We start from the raw sequence: 17,384 nt of genomic DNA on the forward strand, positions 1-17,384 counted from the left end.
TCGGGGACGTGAGAAGCATATGGGATGGCGAGGGGGATCGCCAAAACGGTTTACGGGCGGCGGGAGGAACCCCCGTTCCCGGAGGGCGGAGGAGCGGTCGGCGGGGGTGTCGCGCCGGGCCGGTTGTCGTCCGCCAGATGGCGGCTGACCTCGGCCGTCGTCAGCCCGAGGCCGCCCAGCTCGATCGCGTCCCACGCCTGGAGCCGATGGCTGTCGCGGTCGAAGTACAGCACCGACGCCTCGATCGGCGCCGGGTACTTCCCCTCCACCGCGCGCAGCCCGCTGCCCCCGGTCGAGCCCTCCATCCGCAGCCGCGTCCCGTACGGCAGCTTCTCGTCCCCCTCGTGGTGCAGATGCCCGCACAGCACCAGCGGCACCTCCCCGTCCGTCTCCCGCGCCGCCACCGGCTCGTGCGCGATCGCCACGTCCACCGGCGTCCCCGCCGCCCGCTGGGAGCGCAGCGCGCTGTCCAGCCGGTCGCCCGCCAGCCGCTCGGCGGCGTCACCGCCCGGCACCACCGCGCGGTCCGGGGTGAACTGCGGATCGCCGATGCCCGCGAAGCGCAGCCCGCCCACCGTCCGCGCGTGCCCGTCGTCCAGCACATGGACGTTCCTCATGCGCTCCAGATAGCGCTGGGTGGTCCGGGAGTCGTGGTTGCCGCGCACCCAGACGTACGGCACGCCCAGCCCGGCGATCGGGTCCAGGAAGCCGTTCTCCGCCGCCGTGCCGTGGTCCATCGTGTCGCCGGAGTCCACGATCACGTTCACCTTGTACTGCTTCACCAGCGAGGCGATGATCTTCCAGCTCGCCGGGTTCAGATGGATGTCCGAGACGTGCAGGACCCGGATGGTGGAGGGGTCCGGCTGATAGGCCGGCAGCGTGGACGTGACGTCGTACAGCTTGGTCACGTTCGTCACCAGGCGGGCCAACTCCTGCTGGTAGACGTCGAAGTCGCTGACGATGCTGCGCGCGTTGCCGATCACCGAGGGGGCGGAGGACAGCAGCCCGGAGAACCTCGGCTCCAGGACCGACTTGGGGTTCCAGGTGGCGTACGCGGAGACGCCCGAGGCGGCCAGCAGCGCGAGGGCGAGTCCCCCGGCCGCGACCGCGCGGCCCGGGCGCCGGTAGACGGCGAACCCGAGGGCGCCCGCGCCGGCCACCACGGCGACGCCGGAGCGCACGGCGAGGTCGAAGGTGCCGTGCTCCACGTCGTGGACCACCTCCTCCTGGAGGCCGGAGATCCGGTCCGGGTGGTCCACCAGTTCCTGGGAGCGCAGCGGGTCCAGCTGGTCGACGTTGACGTCCAGGCGGACCGGCGCGACATGGCTGTCCAGGGTGAGCGCGCCCAGCGGGGACACATTGATCCTGGTGCCGCCGGTCAGCGAGGGGCGCAGCGCCATCGTGGTGTTCATCGGGCCGACCGGCGTGCGCACATTGCCGACGACCAGCAGCCCCAGCCAGGCGCCGACCAGCACGACCGCGGTGAGGCCCAGCGCGCCGAGCCACGGCCGGGGGCGGGCGGCGGGTTCCAGTTCGGGGAGCGGGCGGGGGCGGGGGCGGAAGAGGGCTGTGACGCGGTTCGGCATGCGGTTCAGGACGGCGACGGGGACGCGGACCATTGATCCCCTATGCCCATATGCGGACGGGGATATGCGGAGGTCCGCCGCTCCCGTACCGCCCTCGCGTGCCCGACAATGGCCCTGTGCTGGAGATGACGCGCGAGGAGTTCGAGGAACTGGTCGCCGAGGCGCTCGACCGGATCCCGCCGGAGCTGACCCGGCTCATGGACAACGTGGCGGTGTTCGTGGAGGACGAACCGCCCGCCGCCGATCCCGATCTGCTCGGGCTGTACGAGGGCACCCCGCTGACCGAGCGGGGCGAGTGGTACGCCGGGGTGCTGCCGGACCGGATCACGGTCTACCGGGGGCCGACGCTGCGGATGTGCGACACGCGCGAGGACGTCGTGGCGGAGACCGAGGTGACCGTGGTGCACGAGATCGCCCACCACTTCGGCATCGACGACGCCCGGCTGCACGCGCTCGGCTACGGGTGACGGGACGTCAGCGCGGCCGCGGGGGCCGCGAGGGACGCGGGCGCGGCCGTAGGAGCCGTACGGGCCGCGTGGCTTGATGCGTACGCGGCGCGTGTCCTCCTGCGGGCGACGGGAGTTGGACAGGTTGACCCGTTCCCCGCCCCCGGAGGTGGCCGCCGTGCGCCCCTTGCCCGTACCCGTACGTCTGGTCGTCACGGCACTGGCCGTCTCCGCCGCCACCGGCTGTGTGAACGTGGGTGACGCCGCCGGCCGGACCCCGCCCTCCCATTCCGCGGGGCGGCACGGCGGCGCCGGAGCGGCGGCGGGCGCCGGGCCCGCGGTGGACAGCCTGGCGGTCCCCGGTCACGGCGCGTCCGGCCGCGACGGCAAGCACGGGCACGGCGGCAAGCGGAAGCCGGGGGAGTCGGCCCCGGCGTCCCCGGCCGACGCGTCCGGCGCGGACAGCGCCTCCGCCGACCCCGCGAAGCCCCGCAAGACCCCCGGGGCCCCGCCGGCCCCGCCCGCGCAGCAGCCGACCCCGGGGCCCACCACCGCCCCGCCCCCGCCCCCGGCGACCACCCCGCCACCGCCCGACACCGCGCCCCCGTCGGCCGAACCCTCCTCCTCGGCGCACGAGGACCCGGGCCCCCAGCTGGTGCAACGGGAGCCGGCACCCGCGGCGGGTGTCCCGATGTGACCGGACGCACCCTCCGGAGCGGCCCATCGGTTTGCCTTGAGGGGTGGAGGGTGCGTATGGTGGTAGATCGTTTGATCCCATTTGCCCGGCGCCACTGCAGAGCGCGCCGTGTGGCGCGTACTCTCCTTTGCCGTGGCGGACCGCATTGAGGCGGTCGTGAGCGAAACACGGAGTTGACGGGCGCGTGCCGAAGAGACTCCGGAAGGTTTCCCATTCGCATGTCCGTGTCCAGTTTTGACCAGATCGTCGTGCCCGAAAACGAGAACGAGAACGAACTCGTGGACGAGACGACCGAGGCCACTGAGACCCAGGCCCCTGAGGCCCCCCAGACCACCTTCGCCGACCTCGGCCTCCCCGAGGGCGTTGTGCGCAAGCTCGCGCAGAACGGCGTGACGGCCCCCTTCCCGATCCAGGCCGCGACCATCCCGGACGCCCTGCTCGGCAAGGACATCCTCGGCCGTGGCCGCACCGGCTCCGGCAAGACCCTCTCCTTCGGCCTGCCGACGCTGGCCCAGCTGGCCGGCGGCCGCACCGAGAAGAAGCGCCCCCGCGCGGTCATCCTCACCCCGACCCGCGAGCTGGCCATGCAGGTCGCGGACGCCCTCCAGCCGTACGGCGACGTCGTCGGCCTGAAGATGAAGGTCGTCTGCGGCGGTACGTCCATGGGCAACCAGATCTACGCCCTGGAGCGCGGTGTCGACATCCTCGTCGCCACCCCGGGCCGGCTGCGCGACATCATCAAGCGCGGCGCCTGCTCGCTCGAGGACGTCCAGATCACCGTCCTGGACGAGGCCGACCAGATGTCCGACCTGGGCTTCCTGCCCGAGGTCACCGAGCTGCTCGACCAGGTCCCGGCCGGCGGTCAGCGGATGCTCTTCTCCGCCACGATGGAGAACGAGATCCAGACCCTCGTCGACCGCTACCTGAAGAGCCCCGTCTCCCACGAGGTGGACGCGGCCCAGGGCGCGGTGACGACCATGTCCCACCACATCCTCATCGTGAAGCCCAAGGACAAGGCGCCGGTCACCGCCGCGATCGCCTCCCGCAAGGGCCGCACGATCATCTTCGTCCGCACCCAGCTGGGCGCCGACCGCGTCGCCGAGCAGCTGCGCGACGCGGGCGTGAAGGCCGACGCGCTGCACGGCGGCATGACCCAGGGCGCGCGCACCCGCACCCTGGCCGACTTCAAGGACGGTTACGTCAACGTCCTGGTCGCCACCGACGTCGCCGCCCGCGGCATCCACGTCGACGGCATCGACCTGGTCCTCAACGTGGACCCGGCCGGCGACCACAAGGACTACCTGCACCGTGCGGGCCGTACCGCGCGTGCGGGCCGTACCGGCACCGTCGTCTCCCTGTCGCTGCCGCACCAGCGGCGCCAGATCTTCCGCCTGATGGAGGACGCCGGCGTCGACGCGGGCCGCCACATCATCCAGGGCGGCGCCGCCTTCGAGCCGGAGGTCGCCGAGATCACCGGCGCCCGCTCCATGACCGAGGTGCAGGCCGAGTCCGCCGGCAACGCCGCGCAGCAGGCCGAGCGCGAGGTCTCCCAGCTGACCAAGCAGCTGGAGCGTGCCCAGCGCCGCGCGACGGAGCTGCGCGAGGAGGCCGACCGCCTGGTGGCCCGGGTCGCCCGCGAGCGCGGCGAGGACCCGGAGACCGCCGTGGCCGAGGCGCAGGCGGCGGTGGCCGAGGCCGAGGCCGTGGCCGTGGCCGAGGAGCCGGCCGAGCGCGAGACCGAGCGCGAGGAGCGTCCGGCGGCTTCGGCGCCGTACGAGCGCCGGGAGCGCCGCACCTTCGACCGCGACCGTGACGACCGCGGTGGCCGTGGCTTCGACCGCCGTGACGACCGCGGTGACCGTGGCGGCCGTTCCTTCGAGCGCCGTGACGACCGTGGCGGTTTCCGCCGTGACGACCGCGGTGACCGTCGTGACGACCGTGGTGGCCGCTCTTTCGAGCGTCGTGACGACCGTCGCCCGTTCGACCGTGACCGTCGTGACGACCGTGGCGGCCGTTCCTTCGAGCGCCGTGACGACCGCCGGGACGACCGCGGTGACCGTCGTGACGACCGCGGTGGCCGTCCCTTCGAGCGCCGTGACGACCGTGGCGGTTTCCGCCGTGACGACCGCGGTGACCGCCGTGACGACCGTGGTGGCCGTCCCTTCGAGCGCCGTGACGACCGCGGTGGCTTCCGCCGGGACGACCGCGGTGGCCACCGGGGCAGCGACCGTCCGTTCAACCGCGACCGCCGCGACGACCGTCCGGGCTTCCGCTCCGGCGGCCACGAGCGCCCCTACGGCCGCCGTGACGACCACCGTGGCACCGGTGGCACCGGCTCCTCCTTCGGCCGCCGCGACGACAAGCCGCGCTGGAAGCGCAACGGCTGACGGATCGCCGTACGCACCGCGAAGGGCCCGCACGACTCACGTCGTGCGGGCCCTTCCGCGTGCCGCGCCCGAGTGACGCATGTCACGCCCGTGACGGGGGAATTGCTGGGGGCATGACAGAAGACGCGACAGACGACGCGACAGACGACGCGACCGCTGATGTGCCGTCGGACGAGGAACGGCTGGCCCAGCTCGGTTACACGCAGGTCCTCGCCCGCCGTATGTCGGCGTTCGCCAACTACGCGGTGTCCTTCACGATCATCTCGGTCCTGTCGGGCTGTCTGACCCTCTACTCCTTCGGCATGACCACCGGCGGCCCCGCCGTGATCACCTGGGGCTGGGTCGCGGTCGGCCTGATGACGCTGCTCGTGGGGCTGTCGATGGCCGAGATCTGCTCGGCCTACCCGACCTCGGCCGGACTGTACTTCTGGGCCCACCGGCTGGCGCCCGCGCGTTCGGCGGCGGCGTGGGCGTGGTTCACGGGCTGGTTCAACGTGCTGGGCCAGGTCGCGGTCACCGCGGGCATCGACTTCGGCGCCGCGTCCTTCCTCGGCGCGTATCTGAACCTCCAGTTCGGCTTCGAGGTCACGCGCGGGCGCACGGTCCTGCTCTTCGCCGCGATCCTGCTGCTGCACGGCCTGCTGAACACCTTCGGGGTGCGGATCGTCGCCTTCCTGAACAGCGTGAGCGTGTGGTGGCACGTGCTCGGCGTGGCCGTCATCGCCGGCGCGCTGGCCGTCGTACCCGACCACCACCGCTCGACGTCCTTCGTCCTCACCCACTTCGTCGACCGGACGGGCTGGGGCAGCGGCGTCTACGTCGTGCTGCTCGGCCTCCTGATGGCCCAGTACACCTTCACGGGCTACGACGCCTCCGCCCATATGACCGAGGAGACGCACGACGCGGCCACGGCGGGCCCGAAGGGCATCGTGCGTTCCATCTGGACGTCCTGGATCGCGGGATTCGTGCTGCTGCTCGGCTTCACCTACGCGATCCAGTCGTACGACAAGGAGCTGGCGTCCCCGACCGGCGCGCCGCCGGCCCAGATCCTCCTGGACGCGCTCGGCGCCACCTCCGGCAAGCTGCTGCTCCTGGTGGTGATCGGCGCCCAGCTCTTCTGCGGCATGGCCTCCGTGACCGCCAACAGCCGCATGATCTACGCCTTCTCGCGCGACGGCGCGCTGCCCTTCTCCCGGCTCTGGCACACGGTGAGCCCGCGCACCCGCACCCCCGTGGCGGCGGTCTGGCTGGCCGCGCTCGCCGCGCTGGCCCTCGGCCTGCCCTACCTGATCAACTCGACGGCGTACGCGGCGGTGACGTCCATCGCGGTGATCGGCCTCTACCTCGCCTACGTCGTCCCGACCTTCCTGCGGGTCCGCAAGGGCGCGGCGTTCCAACGGGGCCCCTGGCACCTGGGCCGCTGGTCGGGCGTGGTCGGGGTGATCTCGGTCCTGTGGGTGCTGGCGATCACGATCCTCTTCATGCTCCCCCAGGTCTCCCCCGTCACCTGGGAGACCTTCAACTACGCCCCGGTCGCCGTCCTGGTCGTCCTGGGCTTCGCCGCCACCTGGTGGCTCGTCTCCGCCCGCCACTGGTTCCTCGCCCCCGCCTCCACCCCCGTCAAGAACTAGCCATCCGGCCCCCCGACGCGGCCGGGTCCCCCCTACCCGATCGGAGACCCGGCCTGCTGCGGCTATGCTCGGACAGGCAACATCGCCTGGGCCCTTAGCTCAATTGGCAGAGCAGTGGACTTTTAATCCATTGGTTGTGGGTTCGAGTCCCACAGGGCCTACGGAATCGCCCCCAGCTCAGAGGTAGTTCGAGCTGGGGGCTTCATCTGTTTTCAGGGGGTTCGGTGATGATTCTGCTGCTGTCCGGGAGCCTGCGGGCCGGTTCCGCCAATGAGGCGCTGTTGCGGACGGCGCGGGCGGTGGCGGTCGAGGCGGGGGCGGAGGCCCTGGTGTACGAGGGGCTGGGGCGGCTTCCGCACTTCAATCCTGATGACGACCGGGAACCGCTGCCGGCGGCCGTGGCCGGGTTGCGGGCGGCGATCGACGCGGCGGACGCGGTGCTGATCTGCACGCCGGAGTACGCCGGGACACTGCCGGGCGCGTTCAAGAACCTGCTGGACTGGACGGTCGGCGGGACCGAGATCTGCGACAAGCCGGTCGCCTGGGTCAATGTGGCGGCGCCGGGCCGGGGACAGGGCGCGGAGGCCACCTTGCGGACCGTGCTCGGGTACACCGGCGCGGCCGTCGTGGAGGCGGCCTGTGCGCGGGTGCCGGTGGGGCACGGTGATGTGGGGGCGGACGGGGTGGTCGCCGACCCGGAGATCCGCCGACGGGTCGGGGACGTGGTACGCCTGCTGGCGGCGGCCGGGGCGGGGGAGGCGTGACGGCGGATTCCGCGCGGGTGCTGAACCTGTGGCGGCGGCAGCTGGGGCGGGTGCCCGAGTCGGTCTGGGAGCGGTCCGGGCTCCAGGTGCTCATCCTCGCCGACAACGGGCTCACCGCGCTGCCGGACGGCATCGGGCGGCTGCGGGATCTGCGGACCCTGGACCTCGGGCACAACCGGCTGGCCTCGGTGCCCCCGGAGATCGGGGAGCTGACCGGGCTCGACGGCTTCCTCTATCTGCACGACAACGCGCTGGGCGAGCTTCCCGAGGCACTGGGGAACCTGACGCGGCTGCGGTATCTGAACGTCGGGGAGAACGCCCTCAGGGCCCTGCCCGAGACCGTCGGCCGGATGGCCGGGCTGGTCGAACTGCGGGCACAGTACAACCGGTTGACCGCGCTGCCCGACTCCATCGGGGGCCTCGGCCGCCTTCGCGAGCTGTGGCTGCGGGGCAACGAACTGGCGGACCTGCCCGCGTCCATGGGCGCGCTGAAGGAGCTGCGCCACCTCGACCTGCGCGAGAACGCGCTGCCCGAACTCCCGCCGTGCCTGGCCGGCCTGCCCCTGCTGCGGCAGCTGGACGTGCGCGGCAACCGGCTCACCCGGCTGCCCGACTGGCTCGTGGACCTGCCCGCACTGGAGAAGCTGGACCTGCGCTGGAACGACTGCCCCCGGGAGTCCCCGCTGACCGCGGAGCTGGAGCGGCGGGGCTGCGTCGTCCTGCTGTGACGGGGGCCGCGGCGACCGCTGCCGCCGCCGACCGGGCCCGCCGGTGACCGCGCCCGCCGGTGACCGCGCCCGCCGGTGACCGCGCCCGGGCCCGCCGGTGTTCCCGGCGGGCCGGCGCCCTCACCTGACGTCGTACGGACCCTGCGCCTTGGGATTGCGGCGGCTGTGCGCGGCATGCCGGGGTCGGGCCACCTTGGAGGAGACCTGGCCGACGATCTCCCAGAAACACACCAGGGCGGTGATCGGCGGAATTCCGAAGATGATCAGGGAAAGCGGGGAATGCGCCGCATGGCAGACGCACAGGGCGACCGCCATCACGGAGGCGCCCAGCAGAACTCCCCACGATCTTCTGGCACTTCTGTTCTGTACCGTCGCCCGCAGAATGGACAGCGCCGCCACGAGCCAGGGCCCGTACACCGTCAACGGCCACCACTGCGCGAGGCGCATCGGCAGTACGGAGGAAGCGGTGGCGCGGAGTTGGGCGTAGGAATAGGAGAAGGACCAGCCCAGCATGCACAACGCGCACACCGAGATGGTGGCGATCAGCAGCGTGACGGGCGCACCGCGCTGATTGTCACGCAGCAATCCGGGCTCGGTACGGATGCGCCGGCGGTTTTTCCGGTGGCTGGACCTGCCGTGCGGCGGGGCCGGGTCGGGATTCGCGGCGGACGCGCCGGACAGCATCTGGGCCAGCTCTTCGACCGGGTCCCACTGCATCTCGAGCGTGCTGAACTCATAGTCACACAAAACGTCTTCATCGTGAATCCTGTCCATCGGCTGAGTCCTAGAGCCTCACCATTGCCCGCAGGTACTCACTCTCCAGCTGACGGATTCTCTTCAAGAAATCGTCAAGAAGATCCGAGCAGCCGTCGGTGAACACCTCGCTTTCCTTGTTTTCCAGCCGGAATGTGACCGGCGAGTGGAGATTCAGCGCTGTGCGCCTCTCAGTGCGTGCCACGGTCAGCTAACGAGCCTCTCGGGAGCTGAGGGTGTGGGGCATTCGGGTGCTTCTGTAGCTCGAAAGCGGGGTTCGGCGGTCCTATGACAGCAACGGGCGAAAATACGAATGCCGTTTTCCCGGGCCCCGGGAACGACTCCGGGAACACGGTGACGTCCCGCCCGACGGCCCGTACGCCGGGCGGGAATCGGGGAGGAGTACGAGGGCGGCGCCGAGCGAGTCGAACGGGAGCGCGACGCGGCGGCGGGTGCGGACGCTGTGGCTGGTGGCCGCCGTCGCCTACGCCGTCGATCCGGGGAGCAGGCCCGCGGTGGTCGCGGGCCTGGAGGGCCGGGCCCCCGTGCCGGTGCTCGGGTCCTGGCTGGAGCTGCGGGTGCGGCGCAACCCCGGCGCAATCCCGACGCGGCCTTCGGCATGGGCAGCGCGACGACCATCGTGGTCACCCTGGTCGCGATCGCCGTGGCCGCCGTCATCGTGCGGGTGTCGCGCCGGCTGGCCAGCACGCCCTGGGCGGTCGCCCTCGGCCTGCTGCCGGGCGGCGCGGTCGGCAATCCGACCGGCCGGCTCTTCCGCTCGCCGGGCGGCCTGCGCGGCGCGGTGGTCGGCTTCGTCTCGGTGCGCGACTTCAGCGTCATGGACCTCGCCGACTGGGCGATCACCGGCGGCGGCGTGCTGATCGTCGTCCTGTCCCTCACCGGGCACGACCTGGGCGACGCCCGCCGTCCCCAGGAGCAGACCGGCTGACCCGGAGCCGCACACTGGAGCCGATGAGCACCATGAGCGAGATGAGCACCGAGCGAGCCCTCCCCGAGTCCGCGCCGTACCCGTACGTGCTGCTGTCCGCCGCCGTCTCCCTCGACGGCTGCCTGGACGACACCGGCCCGGAGCGGCTGCTGCTGTCCGGACCGGCCGACTTCGACCGGGTCGACGCGGTGCGGGCCTCGGCCGACGCCCTGCTGATCGGTGCCGGCACCCTGCGGGCCGACAACCCGCGCCTGCTGGTCCGCTCGGCCGAGCGGCGCGCGGCGCGGCTCGCGCGGGGCAGGCCGGAGTACCCGCTGAAGGTCACCGTCACGGGCAGCGGCGACCTCGACCCCGGGGCCCGCTTCTGGCACACCGGCGGCGACAAGCTCGTCTACACGACCGACCGGGGCGCCGCGCGGGCCGCCCGGCTGCTCGGCGGCGCCGCCGAGGTCGTCGCGCTCGGCCCGGAGCTGGACTGGCGGGCCCTGCTCGGGCATCTGCGCGCCGAGCGCGGGATCGGCCGGCTGATGGTGGAGGGCGGCGCGACCGTGCACACCCAGCTCCTCCAGCAGGGCCTCGCCGACGAGCTGCACCTGGTCCTCGCCCCGCTGATCGTGGGCGATCCGGCCGCCCCGCGGCTGTTCGGGCCCGGCCGCTACCAGGAGGGCCGGCTGCGGCTCGTCGAGTCCCGCCGGATCGAGGACGTCGTCCTGGCGCGCTACGAGCCCACCGCGCCCGGCACCGGCCCGGTGCCCACCGCCGCCGACCGGCACTGGCTGCGCACCGCCTGCGAGCTGGCCGCGCTGTGCCCGCCCTCGGACACGGCCTTCAGCGTCGGCGCGGTCGTGGTCGCCGCCGACGGCACCGAGCTGGCCCGCGGCCACTCCCGGGAGGGCACGGATCCGGTGGTGCACGCGGAGGAGGCGGCGCTCGCCAGGACCGACCCCGCCGACCCCCGGCTGCCCGGCGCCACCGTCTACAGCAGCCTGGAGCCCTGCGCCCGCCGTGCCTCCCGCCCCGCGCCCTGCGCCGAGCTGATCCTGCGGGCGGGGGTGCGCCGGGTGGTGACCGCCTGGCGCGAGCCGGACACGTTCGTGGTGGCGGCCGACGGCACGGGGGTGCTGACCGGGGCGGGCGCCGACGTCGTCGTCCTGCCCGAGTACGAGCCCCTGGCCAAGGCCCCGAACCGGCATCTGGCGGGCGGACCCGGGGCCCCGTCGTAACCGATGTGCTTTCCACCCTGGTGATGGCGTACAGTAGAGACATCGCCGCGGGGTGGAGCAGCTCGGTAGCTCGCTGGGCTCATAACCCAGAGGTCGCAGGTTCAAATCCTGTCCCCGCTACTGATATCTCAGGGCCGGAATCCAGTTCATGGATTCCGGCCCTGAGTGTTTTCCGGACCCCGGAGACGGGGGTTGCCCGTAGTGACTGTCCGACCGCCCTGCGCACAGGTTTAATGATCAAGCCGAACGGCTTGGAAAGTTCCCCCCGGGTCTATTAACGTTCGATAACGCAGCGCGGTCGTCCCAGCCGTCACCCGCGACGGCTCCGTGCGCACGCGCCGAATCCCGCAAGGGAACCGGGGAACCACCACCTTGGGGTGAATCACGCGGACACCGCCGCGGACTCACACGAGTCCACGAGCGGTATACGCGCGTAGGAGACCTTCCTGCTCCGAACCCGTCAGCTAACCCGGTAGGCGGAGGAAGGAAAGGAGCGCGCCCCCGTGGCGTCCAACCGGCCTGCCCCAGAAACCCCGTTCGTGCCCGCTCAGCGCGAACCCGAGTCGTTCGGCCCCGGCCCCGGCCCCGCTCTCGACGACGACGGACCCTGGGAGGAGTGGAACCCCACCGAGGAGACCGTCGCCCCGGTCCGCGGCCGACACCGCGTCGCCAAGCAGCGCGGCGGCTTCGCCCGCAGCTCCACCGTCCTCGGCGTCGGTGTGATCGCCGCCGTCGGCGCGGGCGGCATCGCCGGCGCCGACACCGGCAAGCCGCCGGTCTCCATCTCGATGCCGGACATGCCGAACGTCTCGGTGCCGCACCTGTCCACCGTCGAACACTTCTTCGGTGACGACTCCACCGACGCGTCCAGGACCGAGACCGCCACCGCGCTCACCGACCTCGGGCGGACCACCGAGGGCGCCAAGGACAGCGGCGCCGGCGAGGCCCTGCGCAACCGGATCATGGCCCAGGCCGAGCAGCAGCAGGGCCAGGCCGACAGCAGGGCCACCGCCGCGATGGTCGCCGCCGCCCAGCAGCAGAGCGACGCCGCGGCCGCCAAGGCGGAGAAGGAGGCCGCCGACAAGGCCGCCGCCGCCAAGGAGAAGGCGGAGGCCGCGGCCAAGAAGGCGGCCGAGGCCAAGCGGCTGGCCGAGCTGGCCAAGCAGTACACGCTGCCCGTCGTCTCGTACACGATCACCGGCACCTTCGGGCAGCCCGGCGCCATGTGGTCCTCCGGCTACCACACCGGTCTCGACTTCGCCGCCCCCACCGGCACCCTGATCAAGGCCGTGCACGGCGGCACCGTCACCCAGGCCGGCTGGGCCGGCGCCTACGGCTACCGCACCGTCCTCACCCTGGACGACGGCACCGAGCTGTGGTTCTGCCACCAGTCCTCGATCAATGTCTCGGCCGGCCAGAAGGTCACCACCGGCGAGGTCATCGGCCGCGTCGGCGCCACCGGCAATGTCACCGGGCCGCACCTGCACCTGGAGGTCCACCCGAACGGGCAGGCCACCGCCGTCGACCCCGCGCCCTGGCTGCGCGACAAGGGCCTCAACCCCTGACGGAATCCGCGCGGATCTCCCCACCGGCGGCGGAATGCGATCATCCGCCGCCGGTGTTGATGTGAAGCATGACTTCTCTGCGCACACTGGGCACTTCCGACCTCGAGGTCTTCCCGCTCTGCCTGGGCGGCAACGTCTTCGGCTGGACCGCCGACGAGCAGACCTCCTTCGCCGTCCTGGACGCGTACACGGCCGCGGGCGGCAACTTCATCGACACCGCCGACTCCTACAGCGCCTGGGTCGAGGGCCACCAGGGCGGCGAGTCCGAGACCGTCATCGGCAAGTGGGTCAAGGCCCGCGGCAACCGCTCCGACGTCGTCATCGCCACCAAGGTCAGCCAGCACCCGCAGTACAAGGGCCTGTCCGCGGCCAACATCAAAGCCGCCGCCGACGCCTCCCTGACCCGTCTGGGCACGGACCACATCGACCTCTACTACACCCACTTCGACCAGCCCGAGGTGCCGGTCGAGGAGATCATCGGCGCGCTGGACGAGCTGGTGAAGGCAGGCAAGGTCCGGCAGATCGCCGCGTCCAACATCAGCGCCGAGCGGCTGCGGGAGTCCCTGGACTTCTCCACCCGCGAGAACCTGGCCCGCTATGTGGCGCTCCAGCCGCACTACAACCTGGTCTCCCGGGACACCTACGAGGGCCCGCTCCAGGACCTCGTCGCCCGCGAGGGCCTGTCCACGGTGCCGTACTTCGCGCTCGCCTCGGGCTTCCTGACCGGCAAGTACCGGCCCGGCGCGACGGTGGACAGCGCCCGTGCCGGCGGGGCCGCGAAGTACGCGGAGACCGAGCGCGGCCAGAAGGTCCTCGCCGCCCTCGACGAGATCGCCGCCGCGCACGACGCCCCGCACGCCACCGTCGCCCTCGCCTGGCTGGCCGCCCAGCCGACCGTCACCGCCCCCATCGCCTCGGCCCGCGCCCTGGAGCAGCTCCCGCCGCTGCTGGCCGTCGGCGACCTGAAGCTGACGGACGCCGAGCTGAAGAAGCTGACGGACGCTTCGGCGTAGGACACATCCGGGAGGGACCCGATCCGGGGGGGGGTGCGTATCCGGAGGGGTCACATCCGGTACGGGTTGTACGACGGGTACGGCGCACCCGGGTAGCCGTAGCCGGGCCCCGGGCCCTGCGCGTAGCCGTGTCCGGGGCCCTGCGGATACCCGTACCCGGGCCCGTGCCCCGGCCCCCGCACATACGCGTGCCCGTACGGCGCGGGTGCCCACCCCGCCGGGACGGGCGCGGGGGCCGCTCTGCGGGCCGCGTACTCCAGGGCGGGGCGGGCGGCCTCCCGGCGCTGCCACAGCTCCTGGAGCAGCTCCCGCTCCCGGGCGGCGAAGTCCGCGCCCGCCCGGCCGCGGCGGCCCCGCGCGCGCAGCTGCGCGAGGGCGGTGGCGTACGTCTCGTACTGCGCGACCGCCCGTGCCATGGGGCGGCCCGCGTGGTGGCGGGCGTAGTCGCGGGCCATGCGGCGGGCCCGCATCGAGCCGAGCGCGAAGGGCTCGGCCGGGCCAAGCCAGCCGGCCAGCACGTACGTGGGCAGCTCCTCGCGCACCGTGCGCAGCTCCCGCTGCCGGGTCCAGATCCCGAGCCAGGTCAGCAGCCCGAACACGGGCAGCATGAAGGTGCCGTAGACGGCGAGGAAGCCGTACTGCCCGAAGCTCGCGGAGCCGTTCCACAGGGCGTGCATGCACATCGCGAGGAGCAGTCCGCCGAGCGGGATCAGCAGCCGCCGCGCGCGCCCGCGGGAGCCGTACACCGCGGCGAGGCCGAAGCCGATGCCGGTGCAGGTGGTGAACAGGGGGTGCGCGAACGGGGACATCACGATGCGCACGAAGAAGGTGGCGGCGGTGACGGAGACGATGCCGTGGCCGCCGGTGACCTGGTCGGTGCCGAAGGCCGTGCCGAGATAGAGGATGTTCTCGGTGAACGCGAAGCCGGTGGCGGTGATCCCGGCTATCACCATCCCGTCCACGACCCCGGTGAACTCGCGTCTGCGGAAGAGGAAGACCAGCAGGACGGCCGCGGCCTTGGCGGACTCCTCGACGATCGGCGCTATCACGGTGGCGCCGAGGGTGTTGGCGCCCGCCGGGTCCGCGGTGGAGGTGGCTATCCACTTGGTCGCGAAGCTGTTGGCGACGATGGCTATGAGCGCCGCCGCGAACGCCCCCCAGCAGAACGCGAACACCAGGTTCCGCCAGGCGAAGGGCGCCACCCGGTCCAGCCAGCGGAACGCGGTGATCAGCCAGGGCACCGGCAGCACCGCGAGGCCGAGCCCCACCAGGAATCCCTCGGTGCCGGTCTCCCTGCGCACCAGCGCCAGGATGACGAGAGCGGACATCGCCAGCAGCGTGATCAGCGCGCCGTACCGCACCCAGCGCAGCTGCCACCAGTGCGGGTGGCGCAGCGCCTCGTCACCGGGGTGCGGGGGATACGTCGGGTACACGGAACTGGTGGCCACGGCATCGACCCTAACGGTGGCGGGACGCGGGGCTGAGCGGTTTAGCTGCGGCGTTTACCCGCGGTGTTCACCCGCAGCGCGCACCTGCGGCGTTCACTTGCGACGGAAGAGAAGATCGTTCACGACATGGCCCTTGTCCAGCCCCTGCCCCTCGAAACGGGTCAGTGGCCGGAACCCGGGCCGGGGCGCGAAACCGCCGTCGGCCTGGGTGTTCTCGAAGGCGGGATGGGCGGAGAGCACCTCCAGCATCTGCTCGGCGTACGGCTCCCAGTCGGTCGCGCAGTGCACCAGCGCGCCGGGCCGCAGCCGGGTCGCGGCGAGGTCGAGGAACTCGGGCTGGATCAGCCGCCGCTTGTGGTGGCGCTTCTTGGGCCAGGGGTCCGGGAAGTAGACCCGCAGCCCGGCGAGCGCGTCCGGGCGGAGCATCTCGCGCAGCAGGATGATCGCGTCCCCGTTGCCCACCCGGACGTTGTCCAGCGCGTTCTGTTCGGCCAGGTTCAGCAGATTGCCCTGGCCGGGGGTGTGCACATCGACCGCGAGCACATTGGTGCCGGGGTCGGCGGCGGCCATCCGCGCGGTGGCCTCGCCCATGCCGAAGCCGATCTCCAGGACCACCGGACGCTCGTTGCCGAACAGATCGGCGAGGTCGAGCACCCGCTGTCCGTCGATGTCCAGGCCCCAGGCGGGCCACAGCCGCTGGAGCGCGTCGGCCTGCCCGGTCGTCACCCGGCTGCGGCGCGGCTGGAAGCTGCGGATCCGCCGCTCGAAGTGCGAGCCGGCGGGATCGGCCCGGGGGCCGTCCGGGAAGCGCGGCTCGCCCTTGGCCCGGGCGGGCCGGGGGGCGGCACCGGGGGCGTCCGGGGCCGGCTCGGACAGGACGTCGGGGGTGTTCAGCGCATCAGACACAGTACGAACGAGTCTACGGGCGCGGCGCGGACCCGCCCGCGCCGCCGGTCGCCGCCAGCATCTCCAGGGCCCGGCGCGCGACCTCCCGGCCGATCGGCAGGGAGGCGGTGGCCGCCGGGGACGGGGCGTTCAGCACATGCACCGCGCGGGGGCCCTCCTCGATCAGGAAGTCGTCCACCAGGGATCCGTCCCGCAGCACCGCCTGCGCCCGCACCCCGGCCGTCGCCGGCACCAGGTCCCCGGCCCCGGCCGCGGGCAGCAGTCTGCGCACCGCCTGGAGGAACGCGTCCTTCGACAGTGAGCGGTGCAGCTCACCCGCGCCGTAGCGCCAGTGCCGCCGGGCTATCGCCCACGATCCGGGCCAGGCCAGGGTGCCGGCCAGCTCCCGGGGTCGTACGACCTTCCAGCCGTACCCCTCCCGGGCCAGCGCCGGGACCGCGTTGGGGCCGATGTGGACGCCGCCGTCGACGCCCCGGGTCAGATGCACGCCGAGGAACGGGAACGCGGGGTCCGGCACCGGGTAGACCAGTCCGCGCACCAGTTCGGGCCGGGCCAGCTCGTAGTACTCCCCGCGGAAGGGCACGATCCGCACGCCGGGCTCGTCGCCGGTCAGCCGGGCCAGTTCGTCGCAGTACAGCCCGGCGCAGTTCACCAGGACCCGTCCGCGCACCACGTCACCGGCCGCGGTGCGCACGGCCACGCCACGCTCCGGGCGCCGGTCCACCCGGACGACCCGCGCGCCGTAGCGGATGTCGGCGCCGGAGGCGAGGGCGAGCTGCCGGGCCACGCCCACGTAGTCGCACACGCCGGTGCTGCCGACGTGTATCGCGGCCAGTCCGCGCACCTCGGGTTCGTACTCGGCGATCTGGGCGGCGCCCAGCTCGCGCACCGGGATTCCGTGCTCCCGGCCGCGCTGCACCAGGGCGTGCAGCCGGGGCAGCTCGGCGCGCTCGGTGGCGACGATCAGCTTGCCGGTGACGGCGTGCTCGATGCCGTACTCGGCGCAGAACTTCACCATCTCGGCCGCGCCGCGCACCGCGTACCGCGCCTTGAGGGAGCCCGGCCGGTAGTAGATCCCGCTGTGGATCACCCCGCTGTTGCGCCCCGTCTGGTGGCGCGCGGGGCCCGGCTCCTTCTCCAGCACGGTCACCCGTGTCCCCGGCGCCGCCCTGCCGACCGCGTACGCCGTCGACAGCCCGACGATCCCCCCTCCGACCACGAGCACATCGCAGTCGTACGCCCCGACCGGCACCTGCACCACCTCCCACGTCGATAGTGCACTGCGCCA

General features: G+C 72.7%; 14 protein-coding genes, 2 tRNA genes, 1 pseudogene and 1 riboswitch. Of the genes and pseudogenes, 12 read left to right on the forward strand and 5 right to left on the reverse strand.

From position 1 onward, the window contains the following. Positions 1 to 50: 50 nt before the first annotated feature. Positions 51 to 1,619, reverse strand: coding sequence for a metallophosphoesterase (locus QHG49_RS18520; protein ID WP_159702832.1), 1,569 nt, complete (start codon positions 1,617 to 1,619; stop codon positions 51 to 53). 83 nt (positions 1,620 to 1,702) lie between these two features. On the opposite strand from QHG49_RS18520, the gene QHG49_RS18525 reads away from it, so the two are divergent. From QHG49_RS18525 to QHG49_RS18555, 7 genes are all read left to right on the forward strand, one after another. Beyond that, positions 1,703 to 2,053 (forward strand): metallopeptidase family protein, encoded by a 351-nt coding sequence (locus QHG49_RS18525; protein WP_037650716.1) that lies wholly within the window; start codon positions 1,703 to 1,705, stop codon positions 2,051 to 2,053. A gap of 157 nt (positions 2,054 to 2,210) precedes the next feature. Then, positions 2,211 to 2,729 carry a hypothetical protein gene (locus tag QHG49_RS18530; protein ID WP_159702829.1) on the forward strand — a complete coding sequence of 173 codons (519 nt, stop codon included), beginning with the start codon at positions 2,211 to 2,213 and terminating at the stop codon, positions 2,727 to 2,729. A gap of 218 nt (positions 2,730 to 2,947) precedes the next feature. After that, positions 2,948 to 5,116, forward strand: a complete 2,169-nt coding sequence (locus QHG49_RS18535) for a DEAD/DEAH box helicase (RefSeq protein WP_301490395.1) — start codon at positions 2,948 to 2,950, stop codon at positions 5,114 to 5,116. 113 nt (positions 5,117 to 5,229) lie between these two features. Further along, positions 5,230 to 6,747 carry an amino acid permease gene (locus QHG49_RS18540; protein WP_301490397.1) on the forward strand — a complete coding sequence of 506 codons (1,518 nt, stop codon included), beginning with the start codon at positions 5,230 to 5,232 and terminating at the stop codon, positions 6,745 to 6,747. 88 nt (positions 6,748 to 6,835) lie between these two features. Further along, positions 6,836 to 6,908 (forward strand) — tRNA-Lys (locus QHG49_RS18545). Positions 6,909 to 6,974: 66 nt separating this feature from the next. Then, positions 6,975 to 7,511, forward strand: a complete 537-nt coding sequence (locus QHG49_RS18550) for an NADPH-dependent FMN reductase (protein ID WP_159702820.1) — start codon at positions 6,975 to 6,977, stop codon at positions 7,509 to 7,511. Next, on the forward strand, positions 7,508 to 8,239 hold the full coding sequence (locus QHG49_RS18555) for a leucine-rich repeat domain-containing protein (protein WP_236576343.1): 732 nt from the start codon (positions 7,508 to 7,510) through the stop codon (positions 8,237 to 8,239). Before QHG49_RS18550 ends, QHG49_RS18555 begins: the two co-directional genes overlap by 4 nt. 120 nt (positions 8,240 to 8,359) lie before the next feature. Here QHG49_RS18555 and QHG49_RS18560 read toward each other — a convergent pair whose 3' ends face one another. After that, positions 8,360 to 9,013 (reverse strand): DUF2637 domain-containing protein, encoded by a 654-nt coding sequence (locus QHG49_RS18560; RefSeq protein WP_145488558.1) that lies wholly within the window; start codon positions 9,011 to 9,013, stop codon positions 8,360 to 8,362. 431 nt (positions 9,014 to 9,444) lie between these two features. On the opposite strand from QHG49_RS18560, the pseudogene QHG49_RS18565 reads away from it, so the two are divergent. The 5 genes and pseudogenes from QHG49_RS18565 to QHG49_RS18585 all read left to right on the forward strand — a co-directional run bounded on the left by QHG49_RS18565 (position 9,445) and on the right by QHG49_RS18585 (position 13,742). Beyond that, positions 9,445 to 9,941: pseudogene (locus QHG49_RS18565) on the forward strand (signal peptidase II). 32 nt (positions 9,942 to 9,973) lie between these two features. After that, the gene (locus QHG49_RS18570) at positions 9,974 to 11,164 is read left to right on the forward strand and encodes a dihydrofolate reductase family protein (RefSeq protein WP_301492828.1); all 1,191 of its coding nucleotides are present in this window, start codon (positions 9,974 to 9,976) and stop codon (positions 11,162 to 11,164) included. A gap of 46 nt (positions 11,165 to 11,210) precedes the next feature. Next, positions 11,211 to 11,284: transfer RNA gene (locus QHG49_RS18575), tRNA-Met, on the forward strand. A 206-nt stretch (positions 11,285 to 11,490) separates the two neighbouring features. Beyond that, positions 11,491 to 11,655: riboswitch (cyclic di-AMP (ydaO/yuaA leader) on the forward strand. Between the two features lie 12 nt (positions 11,656 to 11,667). Beyond that, positions 11,668 to 12,729 carry a M23 family metallopeptidase gene (locus QHG49_RS18580; protein ID WP_301490398.1) on the forward strand — a complete coding sequence of 354 codons (1,062 nt, stop codon included), beginning with the start codon at positions 11,668 to 11,670 and terminating at the stop codon, positions 12,727 to 12,729. A gap of 68 nt (positions 12,730 to 12,797) precedes the next feature. Next, positions 12,798 to 13,742 (forward strand): aldo/keto reductase, encoded by a 945-nt coding sequence (locus tag QHG49_RS18585; protein ID WP_159702814.1) that lies wholly within the window; start codon positions 12,798 to 12,800, stop codon positions 13,740 to 13,742. A gap of 50 nt (positions 13,743 to 13,792) precedes the next feature. Here QHG49_RS18585 and QHG49_RS18590 read toward each other — a convergent pair whose 3' ends face one another. The 3 genes from QHG49_RS18590 to lhgO form a co-directional block, all read right to left on the reverse strand. Next, positions 13,793 to 15,190 (reverse strand): PrsW family intramembrane metalloprotease, encoded by a 1,398-nt coding sequence (locus tag QHG49_RS18590; RefSeq protein WP_201300605.1) that lies wholly within the window; start codon positions 15,188 to 15,190, stop codon positions 13,793 to 13,795. 93 nt (positions 15,191 to 15,283) lie between these two features. Further along, a complete protein-coding gene (trmB, locus tag QHG49_RS18595; RefSeq protein ID WP_370530482.1) occupies positions 15,284 to 16,096 on the reverse strand; it encodes a tRNA (guanosine(46)-N7)-methyltransferase TrmB in 813 nt (270 codons plus the stop codon). A 13-nt stretch (positions 16,097 to 16,109) separates the two neighbouring features. Then, a complete protein-coding gene (gene lhgO, locus QHG49_RS18600) occupies positions 16,110 to 17,357 on the reverse strand; it encodes an L-2-hydroxyglutarate oxidase (protein ID WP_301490399.1) in 1,248 nt (415 codons plus the stop codon). Between the last annotated feature and the right edge of the window lie 27 nt (positions 17,358 to 17,384).

The sequence above is a fragment of the Streptomyces sp. WP-1 genome, from assembly GCF_030450125.1.
In the GTDB taxonomy this organism is placed as follows: domain Bacteria; phylum Actinomycetota; class Actinomycetes; order Streptomycetales; family Streptomycetaceae; genus Streptomyces; species Streptomyces incarnatus.